Genomic DNA, 23,551 nt, shown 5'->3' on the forward strand with positions numbered 1-23,551 from the left:
TTTGCGGGTAATCCCGACTAAAGTACTAGGTCTTATAGTTGACTTAAATACTCGGGAATTGCATACTCGCCTCATTCCGAACTCCGTGGTAATTGTCCATGCGACTGACTACAAAAGGCCGATACGCCGTGACCGCCATGCTTGACCTGGCGTTGCACGCGCAGCACGGGCCCGTGTCCCTGGCCGATATCTCCGAGCGCCAAGGCATCTCCCTGTCCTACCTCGAACAGCTTTTTGCCAAATTGCGCCGCAGCAATCTGGTGTCCAGCGTGCGTGGTCCGGGCGGTGGCTACCAATTGTCCCGCGACATGCAGGGCATCCAGGTCGCCCAGGTGATCGATGCGGTGAACGAATCGGTCGATGCCACCAAATGCCAGGGGCAGGGTGATTGCCATCAAGGCGACACCTGTCTGACCCACCACTTGTGGTGCGACCTGAGCCTGCAGATTCACGAATTTCTGAGCGGTATCAGCTTGGCTGACCTTGTGACTCGCCGTGAGGTGCAAGAAGTAGCCCAGCGTCAGGACCAGCGCCGTTGCAACAGCAAGGTGCCACGCCTGGACAAGATTGAAGCGTCCGCCGTCGAATGACAGCCAAAGAGCTAGCGGCACGCCAGCCAGCCTGATTTAGGAGATAGTCCATGAAATTGCCGATTTACCTTGATTACTCTGCGACCACCCCGGTTGATCCGCGTGTCGCGCAAAAGATGAGTGAATGCCTGCTGGTCGACGGAAACTTCGGTAACCCGGCGTCCCGTTCCCACGTGTTCGGCTGGAAAGCTGAAGAGTCCGTTGAAAACGCCCGTCGTCAGGTGGCCGATCTGGTCAATGCCGATCCGCGTGAAATCGTCTGGACCTCCGGTGCCACCGAATCCGACAACCTGGCAATCAAGGGTGCGGCACATTTCTACGCCACCAAAGGCAAGCACCTGATCACCACCAAGATCGAGCACAAGGCTGTCCTGGACACCATGCGCCAACTGGAGCGTGAAGGTTTCGAAGTGACCTACATCGAGCCTCGCACCGATGGCCTGGTAACGCCTGAGATGATCGAAGCCGAACTGCGCGACGACACCATCCTGGTGTCGGTCATGCACGTGAACAACGAAATCGGCACCATCAACGACATCGCAGCGATCGGCGAACTGCTCCGTTCCAAGGGCATCCTGTTCCACGTCGACGCCGCTCAGTCCACCGGCAAGGTCGAGATCGACCTGCAGAAGCTGAAAGTCGACATGATGTCGTTCTCCGCCCACAAGACCTACGGTCCTAAAGGTATCGGCGCCCTCTACGTAAGCCGCAAGCCGCGCGTACGTATCGAAGCGACCATGCACGGTGGCGGCCACGAACGCGGCATGCGTTCCGGCACCCTGGCGACCCACCAGATCGTCGGCATGGGTGAAGCTTTCCGCGTAGCCAAGGAAGACATGGCTGCCGAGAACGTGCGCATCAAGGCCCTGAGCGACCGCTTCTACAAGCAGGTCGAGCATCTGGAAGAGCTGTACGTCAACGGCAGCCTGACCGCCCGCGTTCCGCACAACTTGAACCTGAGCTTCAACTACGTTGAAGGCGAGTCGCTGATCATGGCACTCAAGGATCTGGCGGTTTCGTCCGGTTCGGCCTGCACCTCGGCATCCCTTGAGCCTTCGTACGTACTGCGCGCCCTGGGCCGCAACGACGAACTGGCTCACAGCTCGATCCGCTTCACCTTCGGCCGTTTCACCACCGAAGAAGAAATCGACTACGCCGCGCAGAAAGTCTGCGAGGCCGTAACCAAGCTGCGCGCTCTGTCGCCGCTGTGGGATATGTACAAAGACGGCGTCGATATCTCGAAGATCGAGTGGGCGGCACACTAACTATAGAAGCCGCCGGATACAGGTCCTGTAGCAGCGCGGCGGTAAATGCAGCGCAACTACAGGGTCTCAAGAGCGGCCCTGATGAGTGAGGATTGAGAATCATGGCTTACAGCGAAAAGGTCATCGACCACTACGAAAACCCGCGCAACGTCGGCAAGATGGACGCGGAAGATCCTGATGTCGGCACCGGCATGGTCGGCGCTCCGGCGTGCGGCGACGTGATGCGCCTGCAGATCAAGGTCAACGACGCCGGCATCATCGAAGATGCCAAGTTCAAGACCTACGGCTGCGGTTCGGCTATCGCTTCCAGCTCCCTCGCCACCGAGTGGATGAAGGGCAAGACCTTGGACGAAGCGGAAACCATCAAGAACACCCAGCTGGCTGAAGAACTGGCCCTGCCGCCAGTGAAAATCCACTGCTCGGTACTCGCTGAGGACGCCATCAAGGCGGCTGTTCGCGACTACAAGCAGAAGAAAGGCTTGATCTAAGCATTTGGCGACGAGTAAGGAGTCAACGATGGCTATCAGCATGACAGAAGCGGCGGCCAAGCACGTGCGGCGCTCCCTCGACGGGCGCGGCAAGGGTGAAGGGATTCGTCTGGGTGTCCGCACCACGGGCTGTTCCGGCCTTGCCTACGTGCTGGAGTTTGTCGACGAGGTGGTTGCTGAGGACCAGGTGTTCGAAAGTCACGGCGAAAAAGTGATTATCGACCCGAAAAGCCTGGCCTACCTGGACGGCACCGAACTCGATTTCGTCAAGGAAGGGTTGAACGAAGGCTTCAAGTTCAACAACCCCAACGTGCGCGGTGAATGTGGCTGCGGCGAAAGCTTCAACATCTGAGGCTTGTCGTGGGTACTCCTTGTCATTTCGCTTTATTCGAGCTGCAACCGAGTTTCGATCTGGACCTCGATCAGCTGGCTACGCGCTACCGTGAGTTGGCGCGCGGCGTTCATCCGGACCGCTTTGCAGACGCTTCCGAGCGCGAGCAGCGGCTGGCGCTGGAGCAATCCGCGAGCCTCAACGAGGCCTATCAGACGCTCAAGAGTCCACCCAAGCGCGCGCGTTACCTGCTCGCCTTGAATGGTGGCGAGCTGCCGCTGGAGGTCACGGTGCATGATCCGGAGTTCCTTCTGCAGCAGATGGAACTGCGTGAGGAGCTCGAAGACCTGCAGGACAGCGCCGATCTCAATGGCGTTGCCGTCTTCAAGCGTCGCCTGAAGGCTGCCCAGGATGAACTGAACCAAAGCTTCGCAGCTTGCTGGAACGATGCCGCGCAACGTGAACGGGCCGAACGCCTGATGCGGCGCATGCAGTTCCTCGACAAGCTCACCTACGAAGTGCGCCAGTTAGAAGAGCGCCTCGACGATTAACCCAGTGCCGCTCCGGTCGCACGCCTGATATACAGATAAGTCCTGATAACGATGGCCCTACTGCAGATCGCCGAACCCGGCCAAAGTCCTCAACCGCACCAGCGTCGTCTGGCTGTGGGGATCGACTTGGGCACTACCAATTCGCTGGTTGCTGCATTGCGCAGTGGACTTTCCGAGCCTCTGGCTGACGCGCAAGGGCGGGTCATCCTGCCGTCTGCCGTGCGCTATCACGCCGATCGCGTCGAGGTTGGCGAATCCGCCAAGCTGGCTGCCGCCACCGACCCCCTGAACACCGTGCTGTCGGTCAAGCGCTTGATGGGGCGTGGTCTGTCCGACGTCAAGCAGCTAGGCGAGCAACTGCCCTACCGCTTTGTCGGCGGCGAGTCGCACATGCCGTTCATCGACACGATCCAGGGCCCGAAAAGCCCGGTCGAAGTGTCCGCCGATATCCTCAAGGTCCTGCGCCAGCGCGCCGAAGCGACCCTGGGCGGTGAGCTGGTGGGGGCGGTGATCACCGTTCCGGCCTATTTCGATGATGCTCAACGTCAAGCCACCAAGGATGCGGCCAAGCTGGCCGGCCTGAATGTGCTGCGTTTGCTCAATGAGCCGACCGCTGCCGCTGTGGCCTATGGTCTGGATCAGCATGCCGAAGGCCTGGTCGCCATTTACGACCTGGGCGGCGGCACCTTCGATATTTCGATTCTGCGCCTGACCGGCGGTGTCTTCGAAGTCCTGGCCACCGGCGGCGACAGCGCCCTGGGCGGTGATGACTTCGACCACGCGATCGCTGGCTGGATCATCGAGAGCGCCGGTCTGTCCGCCGACCTCGATCCGGGTGCGCAGCGCAACCTGCTGCAAACCGCCTGTGCCGCCAAGGAAGCCCTGACCAATGCGGCTGCCGTTGAAGTGGCCTATGGCGACTGGAAAGCCGAGCTGACCCGTGAAGCCTTCAATGCGCTGATCGAGCCGATGGTCGCGCGCAGCCTCAAAGCCTGCCGTCGTGCGGTGCGTGATTCCGGTATTGAGCTGGAAGACGTGCACGCCGTGGTCATGGTCGGGGGTTCGACTCGCGTGCCCCGCGTTCGTGAAGCCGTCGCCGAAGCGTTCGGTCGCCAGCCCCTGACTGAAATCGACCCGGATCAAGTGGTCGCCATTGGTGCTGCGATCCAGGCCGATACTCTGGCCGGTAACAAGCGCGATGGTGGTGAACTGCTGCTTCTCGACGTGATTCCGTTGTCCCTGGGCCTGGAAACCATGGGCGGCCTGATGGAGAAGGTGATTCCGCGCAACACCACCATCCCCGTCGCTCGCGCCCAGGACTTCACCACCTATAAAGACGGCCAGTCGGCCATGGCGATCCACGTGTTGCAGGGCGAGCGCGAGCTGATCAGTGACTGCCGCTCGCTGGCGCGCTTTGAATTGCGCGGCATCCCGGCAATGGTGGCGGGTGCGGCGAAGATTCGCGTGACCTTCCAGGTCGACGCCGACGGTCTGCTCAGTGTTTCCGCTCGCGAACTGGGTTCGGGCGTCGAAGCCAGTATTCAGGTCAAGCCGTCCTACGGCCTGACCGACGGCGAAATCGCCAAAATGCTCAAGGACTCGTTCCAGCACGCCAATGACGACAAGGTTGCCCGTGTACTGCGCGAGCAGCAGGTCGACGCCCAGCGCCTGATCGAAGCCGTGCAGGCCGCTCTGGAGGCTGATGGCGAGCGTTTGCTCGACGCCGAAGAGCGCCTGGTCATCGACCTGCAGGTGCAGGAACTGACCGAACTGATGAAAGGTACCGATGGTTACGCCATCGAGCAGCAGACCAAGCGTCTGTCGCAAGTGACCGACGCCTTTGCTGCCCGCCGCCTGGACTCGACGGTGAAAGCCGCGCTGGCGGGGCGCAACCTGAATGAGATTGAGGAATAACGATGCCGCAGGTCATTTTTCTGCCACACGAGAAGTTTTGCCCCGAAGGCATGGTTGTTGAGGCTGAAACGGGGGTTTCCATCCTCGAACTGGCCCATGAGCACCACATCGAGATGGAAAGCGCCTGTGGCGGCGTGTGTGCCTGCACCACCTGCCACTGCATCATCCGCGAGGGTTTCGACTCGCTGGAAGAGGCCGACGAGCTGGAAGAAGACTACCTTGATAAGGCTTGGGGCCTTGAGCGCGAGTCCCGCCTGGGGTGCCAGGCCAAGGTCGGTACCGAAGACCTGACGGTCGAAATTCCGAAGTACTCGCTCAACCACGCCGCCGAAGCGCCGCACTGATTCAAGGAATTGTCATGAAACTCAAGTGGACTGATGTGCTGGAGATCGCGATCCAGCTGGCTGAAAGCAAGCCCGACGTGGACCCTATGTCGGTCAACTTCGTCGATTTGCGCAAATGGGTAATGGAATTACCCGATTTCGACGACATGCCTGAGCATTGTGGCGAAAAGATCCTGGAGGCCATTCAGGCCCACTGGATCGAAGAACGCGACTGAGCCACGCCGCAGGTTAGGCAATACCCGAGAACCCGCGTATAATTCGCGGGTTTAATTTTTCGTAAATTACCGTTTCTGGAGTTACACCATGGCTGTTCAACGTACTTTCTCCATCATCAAGCCTGACGCCGTTGCTAAAAACGTGATCGGCGAGATCACCACTCGTTTCGAAAAAGCCGGCCTGCGCGTTGTAGCTTCGAAACTGAAGCAACTGTCCAAAGCTGAAGCCGAAGGCTTCTACGCTGAGCACAGCGCTCGTGGTTTCTTCAACGACCTGGTTGCTTTCATGATCTCCGGTCCGGTTGTCGTTCAGGTTCTGGAAGGCGAAAACGCTATCGCTCTGAACCGTGAGCTGATGGGCGCTACCAACCCTAAAGAAGCTGCTGCCGGCACCATCCGTGCTGACTTCGCTGACTCCATCGACGCCAACGCCGTACACGGTTCGGACTCCGAAGCCGCTGCCGCTCGCGAAATCTCGTACTTCTTCGCAGCTACTGAAGTAACCACTCGCTAAGCATTGGCTTAAGAGTGAAGGTGAATCCATGACTACATCGACTGTAAAAACTAACCTGCTGGGTCTGACTCAGCTGGAAATGGAAAAATTCTTCGACTCAATCGGGGAGAAGCGTTTCCGTGCCGGTCAGGTAATGAAATGGATTCACCACTTTGGTGTCGATGATTTCGATGCCATGACGAACGTCAGCAAGGCCTTGCGCGAAAAGCTCAAGGCTGTTGCTGAGGTCCGTGGTCCGGAAGTGGTCAGCGAGGACATCTCCAGCGACGGCACCCGCAAGTGGGTGGTGCGCGTGGCGTCCGGCAGCTGCGTCGAGACCGTGTACATTCCCCAGGGCAAACGCGGCACCTTGTGCGTTTCGTCCCAGGCAGGCTGTGCCCTGGATTGCAGTTTCTGCTCCACCGGCAAGCAAGGCTTCAACAGTAACCTCACCGCCGCCGAAGTCATCGGCCAGGTGTGGATTGCCAACAAATCCTTTGGCAGCGTCCCGGCAACCGTCGACCGTGCCATCACCAACGTGGTGATGATGGGCATGGGTGAGCCGCTGCTGAACTTCGACAACGTCGTCGCGGCCATGCATCTGATGATGGACGACCTGGGCTACGGCATTTCCAAGCGCCGCGTGACCCTGTCGACCTCCGGAGTGGTACCGATGATCGATGAGCTGTCCAAGCACATCGACGTCTCCCTGGCGTTGTCCCTGCACGCACCGAATGACGCATTGCGTAACCAATTGGTGCCGATCAACAAGAAGTATCCGCTTAAGATGCTGCTCGAGTCGTGCCAGCGCTACATGTCGTCCCTGGGCGAAAAGCGTGTGCTGACCATCGAGTACACCTTGCTCAAGGACGTCAACGACAAGCTTGAGCACGCCGTGGAAATGATCGAGCTGCTCAAGAACATCCCGTGCAAGATCAACCTGATCCCGTTCAACCCGTTCCCGCATTCCGGGTACGAGCGTCCGAGCAACAACGCCATTCGTCGTTTCCAGGATCAGCTTCATCATGCCGGTTTCAACGTCACTGTCCGCACCACCCGTGGTGAAGACATCGACGCCGCCTGTGGTCAATTGGTAGGGCAGGTGCTGGATCGCACCCGTCGCAGCGAACGTTATATCGCCGTGCGTGAATTGAACGCCGACAGCGATGTTGCTTCGAGCACTGCGAACAACAACTAAGAGAGGATCTCTATGTCCCTGCGCTTTGCGCTGCTTTTGCTGTTGGCCAGCCTGTGTGCTGGCTGCGTGCTTTCGGGTGATTACAATCCGATGAAGACCAGCAAGGGCCGTGATGAAGCGCGTGATGCATACGTGCAGCTCGGTATCGGGTATTTGCAACAAGGCATGACCGAGCGCGCCAAGGTTCCGCTGAGAAAAGCCCTGGAACTCGATGGCTCCGACCCGGATGCCAATGCGGCGCTGGGGCTGGTGTTCCAGGCCGAGATGGAGCCGGAGCTGGCCGACGAGCACTTTCGCAAGGCACTGTCTTCCCGTCCGGGTGACGCACGAATCCTCAATAATTACGGCAGTTTTCTTTTCGAGCAGAAACGTTACAAGGAAGCCTACGAGCGCTTTGAACAAGCCGCTGCCGATACGCTGTATCCTGAGCGTTCGCGGGTGTTCGAGAACCTGGGCATGACCGCTGCGATGCTCGGCCAGCGTGATCTGGCCCAGCAGCAACTGGAAAAAGCCCTGCGCCTGAACCGGCAACAACCTCGTGCATTGCTGGAAATGGCTGAGTTGTCTTACGAAGACAGGCATTATGTGCCCGCGCGAGATTATTACGACCGTTTCAGCCAGCTCTCCGAGCAAAATGCACGTAGTCTATTGCTCGGCGTTCGGCTGGCAAAAGTGTTCGAAGATCGCGACAAGGCTGCAAGTAAAGGCCTGCAACTAAAAAGACTCTATCCCGGTACGCCGGAATATCAGCAATACCTGTCGGAGCAATGATGAAAGCGGCGCATCCCGAAGTTGTAGCAGCGAATCGCGTTAACCCTGGTGAGACTTTGCGCCAGGCCCGCGAAAGCAATGGCTGGTCGCTGGCCGAAGTGGCCCTCAAGCTCAACCTCACCACCACCTCCTTGAGCAATCTGGAAGCCGGCGCGTTCGACAAGCTGCCCGGGCATACCTTTGCCCGTGGTTACATTCGCGCCTATGCCAAGTTGCTCGGCATGGACCAGGCCGTTCTGGTCCAGCAATTCGATCAATCCACCGGCACCGACTCCCAGGGCAGCAATGTTCACAGTCTGGGTCGTATTGAAGAGCCGGTGCGGGTTTCCCACACCATTTTGCGAATCGTCAGCCTGCTGTTGCTGGTCGCGGTGATCGGGGGCGGTTTCGTCTGGTGGCAGGATCAGACCTCGATGCGCACCAAGGACCTGATCGGTCTGGCACCAGAACACGTAGAAGTCGAAGGTGCCGACGGTACCACTCAGATTCATCCGCTGGACGAGCCGGAAGACCAGGCCGTCGCGGAAGGTCAGACCGAAGGCGGCACGGCTCTCGCGCTGCCACAGGCCGAGGCTCCGGCTGAAGCACCGGAGCAGGCTCAAGTGACTGCGCCGGCAGCCCCGGCAGCGCCAACCACGCCAGCCGCACCCGTTGTCGCAGCACCGGTGGCCCCGGCAACTCCGGCCCCGGCAGCGCCTGCCGCCGCGGTCCCTGCGGTGACTGCACCGGTAGCCGCTGCGGCTCCTGCTCCAGCGGCAGCCGCACCTGTGGCCGGTCAGGGCCAGGTTCAGGTGCAGTTCACCTCCGATTGCTGGACACAGGTGACCGACGGTAGCGGCAAGGTGCTGTTCAGCGGTCTCAAACGCAAAGGCGACAGCCTGGCGGTCAATGGCAAACCACCGTTTTCCGTACGCCTGGGCTTTGCCCGGGGCGCTCAGGTCAGCTACAACGGCCAGCCAGTCGATGTCGCTCCGTTCACCAGTGGCGAGACTGCTCGCCTGAAGTTGGGTCAATAAGTCATGCACGGCGAATCTCCAATCAAACGTCGCGAATCCCGCAAGATCTGGGTCGGTAACGTGCCTGTTGGCGGCGATGCGCCTATCGCTGTGCAGAGCATGACCAACAGCGACACCAACGATGTCGCGGCCACGGTTGCGCAAATCAATCGCCTGGAAGCGGCCGGCGTCGATATCGTGCGGGTTTCCGTACCGGACATGGACGCCGCCGAAGCCTTCGGCAAGATCAAGCAATTGGTCAAAGTCCCCCTGGTCGCCGACATCCATTTCGACTACCGCATCGCGTTGCGCGTCGCCGAACTGGGTGTCGATTGCCTGCGGATCAACCCGGGTAACATTGGTCGCGAAGACCGCGTGCGCGCGGTGGTCGATGCCGCCCGTGACCGCGGGATCCCGATCCGTATCGGCGTGAACGCCGGTTCCCTGGAAAAAGACCTGCAGAAGAAATACGGCGAGCCCACGCCTGCAGCGCTGGTCGAGTCTGCCTTGCGTCACGTCGAGCACCTTGAGCGCCTGAACTTCCAGGACTTCAAGGTCAGCGTGAAAGCCTCCGACGTGTTCATGGCCGTCGAAGCGTACCGCCTGCTGGCCAAGGAAATCGTCCAGCCACTGCACCTGGGCATCACCGAAGCCGGTGGTTTGCGTTCCGGCACGGTGAAATCTGCCGTCGGCCTCGGTATGCTGCTCGCCGAAGGGATTGGCGATACTATCCGCATCTCGTTGGCGGCCGACCCGGTCGAGGAAGTGAAAGTCGGCTACGACATTCTCAAATCCCTGCACCTGCGTTCCCGTGGCATCAACTTCATCGCCTGCCCGAGCTGCTCGCGGCAGAACTTCGATGTGGTCAAGACCATGAACGAGCTGGAAGGGCGCCTCGAGGATTTGCTGGTGCCGCTGGATGTCGCGGTCATCGGTTGCGTGGTCAACGGCCCCGGCGAAGCCAAGGAAGCCCATATCGGCTTGACCGGCGGCACGCCAAACCTGATTTACATCGACGGCAAGCCGTCGCAGAAACTGACGAATGACAATCTGGTGGATGAGCTTGAACGCTTGATCCGCGAGAAAGCGGCCGAAAAGGTCGAAGCTGACGCTGCCGTAATTGCGCGCGGCTGAACCTGACCGAAGAGCCGAACGAATTTAAGGATTTAAAGTGAGCAAGTCATTGCAAGCCATTCGTGGCATGAACGACATCCTGCCCGAACAGACCCCCCTGTGGCGTCATTTCGAAGGCACCGTTTCGCGCCTGCTGGATAACTACGGTTACAAGCAGATCCGCATGCCGATCGTCGAGTTCACCGAGCTGTTCAAGCGCTCCATCGGTGAAGTGACCGACATCGTCGAAAAAGAGATGTACACCTTCGACGACCGCAACGGCGACTCCCTGACCCTGCGCCCTGAAGGCACGGCGGCCTGCGTGCGCGCGGTGCTGGAGCACGGCATCACCGGCGGTGGCCAGGTTCAGAAACTCTGGTACATCGGCCCGATGTTCCGCCACGAGCGTCCGCAGAAAGGCCGTTATCGCCAGTTCCACCAGATCGGTGTCGAAGTGTTCAACCTCGACGGTCCGGACATCGACGCCGAGCTGATCGTGCTTACCTGGCGCCTGTGGGGCGAACTGGGCATCCGCGATGCGGTAAAACTCGAGCTCAACAGCCTGGGTACCAGCGAATCCCGCGGCCGTTATCGCGAAGCGCTGGTCGAATACCTCTCGGCGCACATGGACAAGCTCGACGAAGACAGCCAGCGTCGCCTGAAAACCAACCCGCTGCGGGTTCTTGATACCAAGAACGCCGACACCCAGGCGGTATTGGTCGATGCGCCGAAGATGGCCGATTACCTCGACGAAGAATCCCGCGTGCACTTCGAGGGCCTCAAGGCTCGCCTGGATGCCGCCGGCATTCCTTACGTGATCAACCCGAAGCTGGTTCGCGGGCTGGATTACTACAGCAAGACCGTTTTCGAATGGGTCACCGACAAGCTCGGCGCCCAGGGCACCGTGTGTGCCGGTGGCCGTTACGACGGCCTGGTAGAGCAAATGGGCGGCAAGCCGACCGCTGGCGTGGGCTTTGCCATGGGCATCGAACGCTTGGTGCTGTTGCTGGAAACCCTTGAGCAGATTCCGGAGGAGATCTCCCGTCAGGTTGACGTCTACCTCTGCGCCTTCGGTGAAGCCGCCGAACTCGCCGGGCTGACCCTGGCAGAGCGCGTTCGTGACCAGTTGCCCAACCTGCGCCTGCAAGTGAATGCCGGCGCCGGCAGTTTCAAAAGCCAGTTCAAGAAGGCCGACAAGAGCGGTGCGCTGTACGCGCTGATCCTCGGTGACGACGAAATGGCCCAGCAAGTGGTAGGTTTCAAACCCCTGCGTGGCCAGGGCGAACAACAAAGCATTGCCTGGGATGCGCTTGCAGCGCACCTGGCCACCTGCGTCGTGCAGGGTTGAAGCTGTCTAAACAGCCGAATTAGCGATTAAGGAGTATTGGGGTGTCGAGTACCGAAGACGAACATGTGGCGGAATTGAAGGAATGGTGGTCACGCAACGGTAAGCCCCTGGTTACTGGCGGCCTGTTGGCGCTGGTCATCGTGTTCGGCTGGCAGGCGTTCCACAAGTATCAGAGCAATCAGTCGCAAGGCGCCTCGATTCTCTATCAGCAATTGCTCGAGACCACGCTGACACCTGACGGCAAGCCTGATGCGGCCCGTGTTTCGGACCTGGCCGGCAAGCTCAACAGCGAGTACGGCGGCAGCGCCTACGCGCAGTACGGCAGCCTGTTCGTGGCCAAGGTGGCGGTCGACAGCGGCAAGCTGGACGACGCCGCCACCGAACTCAAGGCCATCGTCGCCAAACCGGCCAACCCGGCGCTGGGCGAAATCGCCCGTCAGCGTCTGGCTCAGGTACTCGGCGCGCAGAATAAGGCCGACGATGCACTGAAGTTGCTCGAAGGCGATGCCGACAAGGCATTCCTGGCCACTCGCGAAGAACTCAAGGGCGACCTGCTGGTGCAGTTGGGTCGTACCGACGAGGCGAGCGCGGCGTATCAAAAAGCCAAGGCGGCACTGTCGGATGAAGCGGCGGTCGGTGGCCTGCAAATCAAGCTGGACGACCTGGCCAAAGGGGATGCGTGACGTGATTCGTTGGAAACATGCAGCATTGCTGGCCTTGGCCATTTTGGCCGCGGGTTGCAGCAGCAACAGCAAAAAAGAACTGCCTCCGGCCGAACTGGTCGACTTCAAGGAAGAAGTGGTTCTGCACAAGCAGTGGAGTCGTTCGATCGGTGACGGTCAGGGCGAAACCTACAACATGCTGGTTCCGGCCATCGATGGCGATACCATCTATGCCGCCGACGTCACTGGCGTGTTGATGGCGATGGATCGCCACACGGGCGACGTCAAATGGAAGAAAGACCTCGAGCTGCCTGTTTCCGGTGCTGTCGGCGTTGGTTACGGTCTGGTCACGATCGGTACGATCAAGGGTGAAATCGTTGCCCTGGACGCGATCAACGGTGAAGAAAAATGGCGCGCTCGCGTGTCCAGCGAAGTGCTGGCACCGCCAGCCAACAACGGTGACGTTGTGGTGGTTCAGACCCAGGACGATCGCCTGATCGGCCTGGATGCCTCCACCGGTAATCGTCGCTGGATCTACGACAGCACGCCTGCGGTTCTGACCCTGCGGGGCACCAGCGCGCCGATCGTGACCAACCGCCTCGCGGTGGCTGGCCTGTCGACCGGTAAAGTGGTTGCCGTGGATATCTCCAACGGCGTACCCGTGTGGGAACAGCGCGTAGCGATCCCGCAAGGTCGTTCGGAGCTGGAGCGCGTGGTCGATATCGACGGTGGCTTGCTGCTGTCGGGCGAGACGCTGTATGTCGCCAGCTATCAGGGGCGCGTTGCCGCTCTGGACCTGCAAAGCGGCCGTCAGCTCTGGCAGCGTGATGCTTCCAGCTACGCCGGTGTTGCCCAGGGCTTTGGCACCGTTTATGTAAGCCTGTCTTCGGGTACCGTTGAAGGCGTCGACGAGCGTTCCACCACAGCCTTGTGGAGCAACGATTCGCTGGCCCGTCGTCAACTGTCGGCCCCGGAAGTGTTCTCCAGCTATGTTGCAGTCGGTGACCTGGAAGGTTACCTGCACCTGCTGAGTCAGGTGGACGGTCGATTCGTCGGCCGCGAGCGCATCGACAGCGACGGCCTGCGTGCCCGTCCGCTGGTGGTGGGTGACACGATTTATGTGTATGGCAACAGCGGCAAACTGGAAGCCCTGACCATCAAGTAACGACTATGCTTGGGTTTTAACCCCCAAGCGGCTTCACCGTTTGCAGGACTGTAGGAGCGAGCTTGCTCGCGATGGACGTTAACGATGACGTTGGCGGCCTGAATAAACGCGGTGTCTTGGCGTTTTTCGCGAGCAAGCTCGCTCCTACAAATGACAACGTGATTGCCCCGAGCACCAGCCGCTGCCTCGCAGCGGCTTTTGTATTTTCTGAAATAACGAAGTGGAGAGCCGCATGGTTCCCGTAATCGCCCTGGTGGGCCGACCGAACGTCGGCAAGTCCACCTTGTTCAACCGCCTGACCAGGACTCGTGACGCCATCGTCGGCGACTTGTCCGGTCTGACCCGTGATCGCCAGTACGGTGAGGCCAAGTGGCAAGGGCGTTCCTACATTCTGATCGACACCGGCGGTATCTCCGGTGACGAGCATGGTATGGACGAAAAGATGGCCGAGCAGTCGCTGCTGGCCATCGAAGAAGCCGATGTCGTTCTGTTCCTGGTAGATGCCAAGGCCGGTTTTACCGCCGCCGACCAGATGATCGCCGAGCATTTGCGCAAACGTAACAAGCGTTCCCACGTGGTCGCCAACAAGGTCGACAACATCGACCCGGAAATGGCCCGCGCCGAATTCGCCCCGTTGGGCATGGGCCATGCGATCCCGATCGCCGGTGCCCACGGCCGTGGTATCACCCAGTTGCTGGAAGCGGCACTGAGTGAATTCCCGCGTGACGAAGACGAGCCGCAGGAAGGCGAAGAGGAAGAGGTCGTCGCCGAAGGCGAGGAAGCCAAGCGCATTCCTGGCCCAAGCGAAAAAGACGGGATCAAGATCGCGATCATCGGCCGTCCGAACGTCGGCAAGTCGACCCTGGTCAACCGCATGCTCGGTGAAGACCGGGTCATCGTCTACGACCAGCCCGGCACCACCCGCGACAGTATCTACATCCCGTTCGAACGTAACGACGAGAAGTACACGCTGATCGACACGGCCGGTGTGCGCAAGCGCGGCAAGATCCACGAAGAAGTCGAAAAGTTCTCCGTGGTCAAAACCCTGCAGGCGATCAAAGACGCCAACGTGGTGATCTTCGTGATGGACGCCCGCGAAGGTGTGGTCGATCACGACCTCAACCTGTTGGGCTTCGCCATTGAATCGGGTCGTGCGCTGGTCATCGCGATCAACAAGTGGGACGGCATGACGCCGAGCGAGCGCGACTTCGTGAAGGTCGAGCTGCAACGTCGGCTGTTCTTCGTTGACTACGCCGATATCCACTTCATCTCGGCCTTGCACGGCACCGGCGTGGGCAACCTCTACGCGTCGGTACAGAACTCGTTCAAGTCCGCGGTTACCCGCTGGCCGACCAGCCGCCTGACCCAGATCCTCGAAGACGCGGTCAGCGAGCACCAGCCGCCGATGGTCAACAGCCGCCGGATCAAGCTGCGTTATGCCCACCTCGGTGGTGCAAACCCGCCAATCATCGTGATCCACGGCAACCAGATCGAGAAGGTGCCGAAGTCGTACGTGCGCTATCTGGAAAACACTTACCGTCGTGTCCTGAAGCTGGTCGGTACGCCGATCCGCATCGAGTTCAAGGGCGGCGAGAACCCGTACGAAGGCAACAAGAACACGCTCACCGACCGTCAGGTCAACAAGAAGCGTCGTTTGATGTCGCACCACAAGAAAGCCGACAAGAAGCGCCGCGACAAGCGCTGAGTCCAAGCCCTCACACTGTCTTGTGTGGGGGCTTGTTGTGGCGAGGGGGCTTGCCCCCGTTCGGTTGCGCAGCAGCCGCAATACCTGTACGTGCGGTCTGCCAGACACACCGAGAATGCAGGATTGGGGTCGCTTCGCGACCCAACGCGGGCAAGCCCGCTCGCCACACGGTACGGTGTTGATCAATTGAAAAAGGGCGTCTTTAAGGCGCCCTTTTTCATGCCTGCCGTTTGGGCTATCCTCGGACTCCCCCGCGCCGCCGTAGAGCCGGGTGTAGAGCAGGGAACCACTGATGATCACCAGCAAGCTGCCGAATGTCGGCATCACCATCTTCACGCAGATGTCTCAGCTCGCGGCACAGGCCGGCGCGCTTAATCTGTCCCAGGGCTTTCCCGATTTCGCGGCCCCGCAGGCCCTGTGCGATGCGGTCGGCCGGCATATCGCCAGTGGCCACAACCAGTATTCGCCGATGACCGGCCTGCCGGTGTTGCGTCAGCAGATTGCGGTGAAGATCGCCCGCAGCTATGGCACGCAGGTGGATGCGGATACTGAAGTGACGGTCACCCCTGGCGCGACCGAAGCGATTTTCTGTGCCATTCAGGCGGTTATCCACAGCGGCGACGAGGTCATCGTATTTGACCCGGCATACGACAGCTACGAACCCTCGGTAGAGCTGGCCGGCGGTCGTTGCGTGCACGTACAACTGGGCTTGAACGATTTCAGTATCGACTTCGAGAAGCTTGCCCAGGCACTGAGCCCGCGCACGCGGATGATCATTCTCAACTCCCCGCACAACCCCAGTGGTGCATTGATCAGTCGTGCCGAACTCGATCAGTTGGCCGCCTTGATCCGCGATCGCGACATCTATCTGATCAGCGACGAAGTCTACGAACACCTGGTGTATGACGGGGCGCCCCATGTCAGCGTGCTGGCCCATGAAGAGCTGTATCAGCGTGCTTTCGTGGTCAGCTCGTTCGGCAAGACCTACCACGTCACCGGCTGGAAAACCGGCTACGTGGTCGCGTCTCCGGCCCTGACGGCGGAATTGCGCAAGGTGCACCAGTACGTCAATTTCTGTGGTGTGACGCCGCTGCAATATGCCTTGGCCGACTTCATGGCCGAACATCCGGAACACGTCGAAGAGCTGCCGGACTTCTATCAGGCCAAGCGTGATCTGTTCTGCGATCTGCTGGCGCCGTCGCGTTTCAGTTTCACCCGGGCGACCGGCACCTATTTCCAGTTGGTCGATTACTCGCAGATCCGCCCGGACCTCAATGATGTCGAGATGGCCCTGTGGATGACGCGCGAGCATGGTGTGGCAAGTATCCCGATCTCGGTGTTCTACCAGACACCGCCTGAAGGGCAGCGCCTGGTGCGGTTGTGCTTCGCCAAGCGTGAGGAGACCCTGCGTGAAGCGGCGGAAAAACTATGCGTGATCTGAGTGCATTGCCGAACCTGACCGTGGCGCTGATCCAGACATCCCTGGCCTGGCACGACCGTCAGGCCAACCTGGAGCATTTTGAGTCATTGCTGGAGCAGGCTCGCGGCGCTGACCTGATCATTCTTCCGGAGATGTTCACCACCGGTTTTTCCATGGAGTCCGAAACCCTCGCGGAATCGGAAAACGGCCCCACCAGCAAGTGGCTGCGGGTTCAGGCGGCAAGACTTGATGCCGTGATTACCGGCAGCGTGATCATCCAGGCCGCCGACGGCAGTCATCGCAATCGCCTGTTGTGGGCACGCCCGGATGGCGAGGTGTTGCATTACGACAAGCGTCACCTGTTCCGCATGGCCGGTGAGCATAACCACTACACTCCGGGCGAGCGCCAGGTGCAGTTCGAGCTAAAGGGTTGGCGCGTGCGGCCGCTGATTTGCTACGACTTGCGCTTCCCGGTGTGGAGTCGTGACGCTCAGGACACGGATCTGCTGCTGTACACCGCGAACTGGCCGGGTGCGCGGCGTCAGCATTGGAACCGTTTGCTGCCGGCGCGGGCGATCGAGAACCTGTGCTACGTGGCGGCAGTCAATCGCGTTGGCACCGATGGCAAAGGCTTTGCCTATACCGGTGACAGCCAGGTGCTGGATTTCCAGGGCGAGACGTTGCTTAGTGCAGGAGAAGCGGATGGGGTGTTTCAGGTCGTTCTGAATGCTGCAGACCTTCAAGCTTATCGCACACGGTTTCCGGCGAATCTGGATGCCGATACCTTCGAGTTCACCTGAAATCTTATCTGTCTGATGGGGCCGGGACAAACAACACAAAAACGGACAGGCAAACAAAAGGCCCCGAGGTGCAAACCCCGGGGCCTTTTGCATTGCAGCAAAGTCTTAAGCCGCTTTCGCTTCCGGCTGGCTCAGCGAGCGGTTCAGCGCGCTGAACAGGGCCTTGAAGCTGGCGGTGGTGATGTTTTCATCGATGCCGACACCGTGCACCGCACGTTCGCCGTTCACGCGCAGTTCAATGTAGGCCGCGGCCTTGGCATTGGTGCCCGCGCCAATGGCGTGCTCGTTGTAGTCCATGATCTCCACCGGGATCGGCAGACCGGCCACCAGCGCTTCCAGGGCGCCGTTGCCCTTGCCACGCCAGTGCAGGTTGGTCTCGCCCTGGCCTTTGCTGGCCACTTCCACTTCGACGGCGCTGTGACCGTTTTCTTCCTGCAGGCGATGGCTGACCAGCGCGTACGGGGTGTTGGCTTGCAAGTACTCGCTGTGCAGCAGCGCGTGGATTTGCTGAGCAGTCATCTCAAGGCCCAGGCGGTCGGTTTCACGCTGCACGACCTGGCTGAATTCGATCTGCATGCGACGTGGCAGGCTGATGCCGTATTCCTGCTCCAGGAGGTAGGCGATGCCACCCTTGCCCGACTGGCTGTTGACGCGGATGACCGCCTCGTAGCTGCGGCCGATGTCAGCCGGGTCGATCGGCAGGTACGGCACTTCCCACAAGGCATCGGATTTCTGCTGGGCAAAGCCCTTGCGGATCGCATCCTGGTGCGAGCCGGAGAATGCGGTATGCACCAGGTCGCCGACGTACGGGTGACGCGGGTGTACCTGGATCTGGTTGCACTCTTCGACGACTTTGCGCACGCCGTCGATGTCGGAGAAGTCCAGCTCAGGGTTCACGCCCTGGGTGTAGAGGTTCAGGGCCACGGTCACCAGGTCGACGTTGCCGGTACGCTCGCCGTTGCCGAACAGGCAGCCTTCGACACGGTCGGCGCCGGCCATCAGGCCCAGTTCGGTGGCGGCAACACCAGTGCCACGGTCGTTGTGGGTGTGCAGGCTGATGATCACGCTGTCACGACGGTTGATGTGGCGGCCGAACCATTCGATCTGGTCGGCATAGATGTTCGGGGTCGCGCATTCGACGGTGGCCGGCAGGTTGAGGATCATCTTGTGCTCGGGCGTCGGGTTCCAGACCTCGATGACCGCGTCGCAGACTTCCTTGGCGAACTCCAGTTCGGTGGCGCTGAAGGTCTCCGGCGAGTATTCGAAGGTCCACTCGGTGTCCGGCTGCATGGCTGCGTATTTGACGAACAGCTTGGCGGCGTTCACGGCGATGGCCTTGATCCCGTCCTTGTCCTGGTTGAAGACAATGCGGCGGAACGAGGGGGAGGTCGCGTTGTACAGGTGAACGATGGCTTTCTTCGCGCCGCGCAGGGATTCGAAGGTACGCTCGATCAGGTCTTCACGGCCCTGGGTCAGCACCTGGATGGTGGTGTCGTCGGGGATGTGGTTGCCTTCGATTAGGGTGCGGACGAAGTCGAAGTCGGTTTGCGAGGCGGCCGGGAACGATGCTTCGATTTCCTTCACGCCGACCTGCACCAGGGTTTTCCAGAAGCGCAGCTTCTTGACGGCGTCCATCGGCTCGATCAGCGACTGGTTGCCGTCGCGCAGGTCGGAACTGCACCAGATCGGCGCGGCGGTGATGGTTTTCGATGGCCAGGTGCGGTCCGGAATGTCGATGGTCGGGAACGCGCGGTATTTCGAAGACGGGTCTTTGAGCATGCTCATCGGGAAATCCTTATTGTGTGGGCCGAAAAAAGGCGGCCTGCCGGTGGATCAAAAGTTCTTGGATTGACGCTTGGCACGAGGCACCACGATTCAGCCCGGCAGTCGTGCGCTGACAAGGCACAGGCTGCTGTGCTGGCGGAGCTGAATGAGGGTGTGAGAGGTTTTCATGCCTTCAACCCTAACCTTGGGGGGGAAGGATGGCAAGCAGTCGAAAAAAATTGAGAGGAATACTCGTGAGCGGGTATTTATCGAGATTTTATTGCTTCAAATGGTTGCGATGATCTTGTTTTTTGCGCGAGGTTCAGGCGGTGCGCAATCTTGGCGACAGTTCAAAAGATCGCAGCCTTCGGCAGCTCCTACATAGGTATAGGCTGCGATCTTTTGATCCTGCTCAAGGCTGAAACGCCCCAATGAAAATGGCCGGATCCACCCGCGCATCGTTCAGGCTGATGTTCCAGTGCATGTGCGGCCCTGTAGCCCGGCCGGTTGCCCCGACCTTGCCAACCACGCCACCGCGCGCCAGTTGCTGCCCCACCTTCACGTCGATTTTCGACATATGGCAGAACATGCTGATGAAGCCCTGGCCATGGTCGACGAACACCGTATTGCCATTGAAGAAGTAGTTGCCGATCAGGATCACCTTGCCCGCGGCCGGGGTCTTGATCGGTGTGCCGGCGCCCACGGCGAAATCCAGACCCGAATGAGGATTACGCTCCTCACCGTTGAAGAAGCGCCGCACCCCAAACTTGCTCGACAGCGGACCGTTCACCGGTTTGTCCAGCAGCAGGTTGCTTGGCGTATTGGGGCTGAACGTGCGGTAAGCGGCAGTCTGCTCGGCCAGTTCCCGCTCGATGCGCTTGAGATTTTCCGGGTCCGGATTGACCTGCTGGGTGTTCTTCAGGGTGATGCGCTGTTCCGGGTATTTCTTGTTGCCAACCGTAAAGATCAGATTGCGACCGCCGCTGCTGATCGATTGGGCCCCCGGCTTGATCGTCAGCGGCACGCCGACGATGGCCAGCCAGTTGTTCTGCTCCTTCACGACCAGCACGGGTTTGCCTTGATAACTGGCTTTTGGCGCCTGGGCGGACGGGCCCAGATCCACCACCGCCACGCCGCCCGGTACCGGTTTGTTCAACAGGCGGGTGATGTAGCTGTCGGCGTGGGCGTTGAAGGTCAGAAGCAGCAACAGCAATGGAGCCAGGAAACGCGGCATGGATCAGTCCAGTAAAGAAAGGGTGACAGGCGTCAGGTGGTTGTCTTCGACCCGCACTTGCAGTTCGCCTTCGCCCAGCTTGGCTTTCAGGCGCTGGCCGGTATGGGTTTGCGCGGCGTTGCGGATCGCATTGCCGCGCTCGTCCAGCAAAATGCTGTAGCCACGGCCGAGGGTCGCCAGCGGGCTGACCACATGCAGGGTCTGCATCTGGCTGTGCAATTGCAGGCGCCGGTTCTTCAGCCCTTCGCGGATGGCACGCGGCAGGCGTTCGGCCAGGCTGTCGAGGCGCTGGCGCAACATTGCCAGTTGCCGGCCCGGATGTTGTGCGGCCAGACGGGTTTCCAGACGGATCAAGCGTTCGCGACGGGTGTTGAGGCTACGCTCGAACGCGCGGCGCATGCGCATGTCCAGGTCATCCAGGCGTTGCGCTTGCTGGCGCAGGCGCTCGCCGGGATGACGCAGGCGGCGAGAGATACCTTCCAGGCGCAGGCGGTCGCGCATCAAACGGTCACGCATGCGCATCACCAGCCGGCGGTGCAGGCTCTCGACCCGACGCACCAGGTCACTGGAGTCCGGAGCCAGCAATTCGGCGGCAGCGGAAGGGGTGGGCGCGCGAACATCGGCGACGAAGTCGCTGATCGACACGTCGGTTTCATGACCGACCGCGCTGACAATCGGCGTCACGCAATCGTCCACGGCACGGGCCACGGCTTCTTCGTTGAAACACCAGAGGTCTTCCAGCGAACCGCCGCCCCGGGCCAGGATCAGGGCGTCGAAACCCCGGGCATCCGCCAGTTTCAACGCGCGGACAATCTGTGCGGTGGCTTCGCGGCCCTGCACGGCGGTGGGGATCAGCGTCAGCTGCACCTGCGGTGCGCGACGGCGGAACACGCTGATGATGTCGCGGATCACCGCCCCGGTGGGAGAACTGATGATACCGATGCGTTGCGGATGCGCCGGTAGCGGGACCTTGCGCTCGGCACTGAACAGGCCTTCGGCGCTGAGTTTTTCCTTGAGCGCATCGAAAGCCAGGCGCAAGGCGCCATCGCCGGCCGGCTCCACGGTGTCGAGGATCAGTTGATAGTCACCGCGCCCCTCGAACAACGAGACCTTGCCGCGCACTTTGACCGCCAGCCCGTCCTTCAAGGCCTGGCGAACCCGGGCCGCGTTCTGCCGGAAAAGCGCGCAACGCACCTGGGCGCCGCTGTCCTTGAGGGTGAAATACACGTGACCGGACGCCGGGCGGGCGAGGTTGGAGATCTCGCCCTCTACCCAGATGTTGCTGAACACGTCTTCGAGCAACACCCGCGCGCGGCCGTTGAGCTGGCTGACGGTCAGGACTTCGCGGTCCAGGCCGAGTCTTGCAAAGGGATCTTTAATCATGGGGCGCAGTTTAAAGGCATTCTTCAAGTGAATGCACGACCCCTATATGACGAAATGCTCGAGGAACTGTTGAACCAGTGCTGTGGGGTGTTTGCGGTACGCCAGAGCGACGCAGCTATGGCTTCCGGGGTCTGCCAAAGGCAAGAAATGAACGTTGGGCGGCGCAATGTCTTGCATCGATTCCGGCAAGAGGGCGATACCAAATCCCGCCTGGATCAGTTGCAGTTGCGTGGTTTTACGCGAAATTACCCGAGCTGCTTTGGGAAAGAAACCTTGGCGCATGCACAACTCGGCAGAAAGGTAGCTTAGACCGCCTCGCTGGGGATGAGGGATGGAAATAAACGCTTCGTCGCGTAGCTGCCCCAGGTTGATCTTCTGCCCGGATTTGTCCCTCGCCAGCCAGTGATCGGGTGGGACTGCCACCAGCAAAGGTTCGTCGTACAGCGGGTCGATCTGCACCTCTTCACACTGACGCAGCACTGGCAGGCGCAATAGGCCGATGTCCAGTCGGCCGTCTGCCAACTCTTGCAGCTGCGCCTCGGAAGACAACTGAGCGATGTCCATGGACACGCCAGGATGATGTTCGAGATAACGGCCGACGTTGCGCAGCAGTCGGCCGCTCATGGGCACAGTGCTGGAGTGGCTCAAACGTAAGGTGCCGTGTTGACCTTTGCCGATCCTGGTGGCCGTCTCGCTGGCTTTGATCAGCTCGCTCAACAGGTTTTTGGCGCGGGGTAAGAAAGCCTCACCCGCTGGAGTGAGCTGGGGCCGGCGCGCAGTACGTTCGAAAAGTGGGGTTTGCAGGTGGACTTCCATGTCCTTGATTTGCCGGCTCAGGGCCGATTGGGCGATGAACAGGCGCTCGGCTGCGGCGCCGAAGCTGCCGCATTCAGCGATTTCAACGAAGTAACGCAGTTGCCGGGTTGAAAGCACAAGGCATGCCTTTTTGAGATGGGTTAGTGGCTTTGATGATATTAGTCGCAACGCTCGGCGATGGCTAAAGTCAGCGAACTTAAAGTAGAGGAACGCTGCAATGAGCGTATTGATGTTGTTGAACCAATGGCCTTTCAGCGCCATGGACTGGCTGGTCATCGGCGTGGGCATCGCCCTGGCCTACATCGTGTTCGGCATCGCCGGGTTCGGTACGGCGTTGATCGCCGGGCCGATTCTGATTCTGTTCATGCCGCTGTCGAAGATCGTGCCGTTGCTGGTGTTGCTCGATTTTGTCGCGGCATTCGGCAATCTGTTGCCTTCGCGGCGGGATGTGGCAAAACCGGAGTTGTTGCGGCTGCTGCCGTGCATGGCGGTGGGCTGCACGCTGGGGGTGATTTTCCTGCTGAACCTCAAGTCCGATCTGTTGTTGCTGTTGATGGGGCTCTTTATCAGCGCCTATGCGATCTACAGCCTGTGGGTCAAAACCCGCCCGACGCAATTGTCTGCCGTGTGGGCTCTGCCGATGGGGACGGTGGGTGGGATGTTTGGCGCGTTGTTTGGCAGCGGCGGCTTTCTCTATGCGATTTATCTGAACAGTCGGTTGCCGAAAGATGCGGCAAGGGCGACCCAGAGTGCGCTGATCAGTTGCAGCACGGTGGTCCGTTTGAGTCTGTTTGCTATTGCCGGGGTGTATGCCGATTTGCCGTTGCTGGTGCTGGCGGTGTGTTTGTTGCCGGCGATGGCGCTGGGGTTGTGGTTCGGGCGGCGCCTGACTATGCGGATGTCTCGCGAGGCGTTCGTGCGCCTGGTGACGTGGCTGGTGCTGGCCAGTGGGATTGCGTTGATCGGGCGCTATCTCAGCACCTGAA

The 23,551-nt window shown here is 60.2% G+C and carries 24 protein-coding genes; 20 read left to right on the forward strand and 4 right to left on the reverse strand.

Annotated features, from left to right (window positions below):
* Window positions 1-98: 98 nt before the first annotated feature.
* From iscR to KW846_RS25205, 19 genes are all read left to right on the forward strand, one after another.
* Window positions 99-590: a Fe-S cluster assembly transcriptional regulator IscR gene (iscR, locus tag KW846_RS25115; RefSeq protein ID WP_007974010.1), complete on the forward strand. Its 492-nt coding sequence runs from the start codon at window positions 99-101 to the stop codon at window positions 588-590.
* Window positions 591-640: 50 nt separating this feature from the next.
* Window positions 641-1,855 (forward strand): IscS subfamily cysteine desulfurase, encoded by a 1,215-nt coding sequence (locus tag KW846_RS25120; protein ID WP_008057730.1) that lies wholly within the window; start codon window positions 641-643, stop codon window positions 1,853-1,855.
* Between the two features lie 101 nt (window positions 1,856-1,956).
* Entirely contained in the window at window positions 1,957-2,343 is a 387-nt protein-coding gene (iscU, locus tag KW846_RS25125; protein WP_007974006.1) for a Fe-S cluster assembly scaffold IscU, read from the forward strand.
* Window positions 2,344-2,371: 28 nt separating this feature from the next.
* Complete coding sequence (gene iscA, locus KW846_RS25130; RefSeq protein ID WP_007974004.1) at window positions 2,372-2,695, forward strand: iron-sulfur cluster assembly protein IscA; 324 nt, start codon at window positions 2,372-2,374, stop codon at window positions 2,693-2,695.
* An 8-nt stretch (window positions 2,696-2,703) separates the two neighbouring features.
* Window positions 2,704-3,225 carry a co-chaperone HscB gene (gene hscB / locus KW846_RS25135; protein WP_007974002.1) on the forward strand — a complete coding sequence of 174 codons (522 nt, stop codon included), beginning with the start codon at window positions 2,704-2,706 and terminating at the stop codon, window positions 3,223-3,225.
* 51 nt (window positions 3,226-3,276) lie between these two features.
* On the forward strand, window positions 3,277-5,139 hold the full coding sequence (hscA, locus tag KW846_RS25140) for a Fe-S protein assembly chaperone HscA (RefSeq protein WP_218485903.1): 1,863 nt from the start codon (window positions 3,277-3,279) through the stop codon (window positions 5,137-5,139).
* A 2-nt stretch (window positions 5,140-5,141) separates the two neighbouring features.
* Complete coding sequence (gene fdx / locus KW846_RS25145; RefSeq protein WP_015093626.1) at window positions 5,142-5,483, forward strand: ISC system 2Fe-2S type ferredoxin; 342 nt, start codon at window positions 5,142-5,144, stop codon at window positions 5,481-5,483.
* Window positions 5,484-5,497: 14 nt separating this feature from the next.
* The gene (gene iscX / locus KW846_RS25150) at window positions 5,498-5,698 is read left to right on the forward strand and encodes a Fe-S cluster assembly protein IscX (protein ID WP_007973999.1); all 201 of its coding nucleotides are present in this window, start codon (window positions 5,498-5,500) and stop codon (window positions 5,696-5,698) included.
* Between the two features lie 88 nt (window positions 5,699-5,786).
* Window positions 5,787-6,212, forward strand: coding sequence for a nucleoside-diphosphate kinase (ndk, locus tag KW846_RS25155; RefSeq protein WP_007903599.1), 426 nt, complete (start codon window positions 5,787-5,789; stop codon window positions 6,210-6,212).
* Between the two features lie 28 nt (window positions 6,213-6,240).
* The gene (gene rlmN, locus KW846_RS25160; RefSeq protein ID WP_007973997.1) at window positions 6,241-7,389 is read left to right on the forward strand and encodes a 23S rRNA (adenine(2503)-C(2))-methyltransferase RlmN; all 1,149 of its coding nucleotides are present in this window, start codon (window positions 6,241-6,243) and stop codon (window positions 7,387-7,389) included.
* 12 nt (window positions 7,390-7,401) lie between these two features.
* Window positions 7,402-8,160: a type IV pilus biogenesis/stability protein PilW gene (gene pilW / locus KW846_RS25165; RefSeq protein WP_218485904.1), complete on the forward strand. Its 759-nt coding sequence runs from the start codon at window positions 7,402-7,404 to the stop codon at window positions 8,158-8,160.
* Window positions 8,160-9,176 carry a RodZ family helix-turn-helix domain-containing protein gene (locus KW846_RS25170; RefSeq protein WP_218485905.1) on the forward strand — a complete coding sequence of 339 codons (1,017 nt, stop codon included), beginning with the start codon at window positions 8,160-8,162 and terminating at the stop codon, window positions 9,174-9,176. Before pilW ends, KW846_RS25170 begins: the two co-directional genes overlap by 1 nt.
* 3 nt (window positions 9,177-9,179) lie before the next feature.
* Window positions 9,180-10,289: a flavodoxin-dependent (E)-4-hydroxy-3-methylbut-2-enyl-diphosphate synthase gene (gene ispG / locus KW846_RS25175; protein ID WP_020795607.1), complete on the forward strand. Its 1,110-nt coding sequence runs from the start codon at window positions 9,180-9,182 to the stop codon at window positions 10,287-10,289.
* Between the two features lie 37 nt (window positions 10,290-10,326).
* Window positions 10,327-11,616 carry a histidine--tRNA ligase gene (gene hisS, locus KW846_RS25180; protein WP_007973994.1) on the forward strand — a complete coding sequence of 430 codons (1,290 nt, stop codon included), beginning with the start codon at window positions 10,327-10,329 and terminating at the stop codon, window positions 11,614-11,616.
* Between the two features lie 41 nt (window positions 11,617-11,657).
* Window positions 11,658-12,299, forward strand: a complete 642-nt coding sequence (locus KW846_RS25185; RefSeq protein WP_218485906.1) for a tetratricopeptide repeat protein — start codon at window positions 11,658-11,660, stop codon at window positions 12,297-12,299.
* Entirely contained in the window at window positions 12,292-13,443 is a 1,152-nt protein-coding gene (bamB, locus tag KW846_RS25190; RefSeq protein ID WP_104450782.1) for an outer membrane protein assembly factor BamB, read from the forward strand. Before KW846_RS25185 ends, bamB begins: the two co-directional genes overlap by 8 nt.
* Window positions 13,444-13,675: 232 nt before the next feature.
* A complete protein-coding gene (gene der / locus KW846_RS25195; protein WP_007973987.1) occupies window positions 13,676-15,148 on the forward strand; it encodes a ribosome biogenesis GTPase Der in 1,473 nt (490 codons plus the stop codon).
* A 292-nt stretch (window positions 15,149-15,440) separates the two neighbouring features.
* On the forward strand, window positions 15,441-16,589 hold the full coding sequence (locus KW846_RS25200) for a pyridoxal phosphate-dependent aminotransferase (protein WP_218485907.1): 1,149 nt from the start codon (window positions 15,441-15,443) through the stop codon (window positions 16,587-16,589).
* A complete protein-coding gene (locus KW846_RS25205) occupies window positions 16,577-17,368 on the forward strand; it encodes an amidohydrolase (RefSeq protein ID WP_102699117.1) in 792 nt (263 codons plus the stop codon). The genes KW846_RS25200 and KW846_RS25205 overlap by 13 nt, the downstream gene beginning before the upstream one ends.
* Before the next feature lie 105 nt (window positions 17,369-17,473).
* Here KW846_RS25205 and leuA read toward each other — a convergent pair whose 3' ends face one another.
* The 4 genes from leuA to KW846_RS25225 all read right to left on the reverse strand — a co-directional run bounded on the left by leuA (window position 17,474) and on the right by KW846_RS25225 (window position 22,682).
* Window positions 17,474-19,153, reverse strand: coding sequence for a 2-isopropylmalate synthase (gene leuA, locus KW846_RS25210; protein ID WP_007973979.1), 1,680 nt, complete (start codon window positions 19,151-19,153; stop codon window positions 17,474-17,476).
* Window positions 19,154-19,544: 391 nt separating this feature from the next.
* The gene (locus KW846_RS25215; protein ID WP_218485908.1) at window positions 19,545-20,366 is read right to left on the reverse strand and encodes a M23 family metallopeptidase; all 822 of its coding nucleotides are present in this window, start codon (window positions 20,364-20,366) and stop codon (window positions 19,545-19,547) included.
* Window positions 20,367-20,369: 3 nt separating this feature from the next.
* Entirely contained in the window at window positions 20,370-21,749 is a 1,380-nt protein-coding gene (gene xseA, locus KW846_RS25220; RefSeq protein ID WP_218485909.1) for an exodeoxyribonuclease VII large subunit, read from the reverse strand.
* Window positions 21,750-21,791: 42 nt separating this feature from the next.
* Entirely contained in the window at window positions 21,792-22,682 is an 891-nt protein-coding gene (locus KW846_RS25225; RefSeq protein ID WP_218485983.1) for a LysR family transcriptional regulator, read from the reverse strand.
* 100 nt (window positions 22,683-22,782) lie between these two features.
* Here KW846_RS25225 and KW846_RS25230 point away from each other — a divergent pair, with 100 nt between their 5' ends.
* The gene (locus tag KW846_RS25230; RefSeq protein ID WP_218485910.1) at window positions 22,783-23,550 is read left to right on the forward strand and encodes a sulfite exporter TauE/SafE family protein; all 768 of its coding nucleotides are present in this window, start codon (window positions 22,783-22,785) and stop codon (window positions 23,548-23,550) included.
* The last annotated feature ends 1 nt before the right edge of the window (window position 23,551 follow it).

The sequence above is a fragment of the Pseudomonas sp. PDM32 genome (assembly GCF_019219225.1).
Taxonomy (GTDB): Bacteria; Pseudomonadota; Gammaproteobacteria; order Pseudomonadales; family Pseudomonadaceae; genus Aquipseudomonas; species Aquipseudomonas laurylsulfatiphila.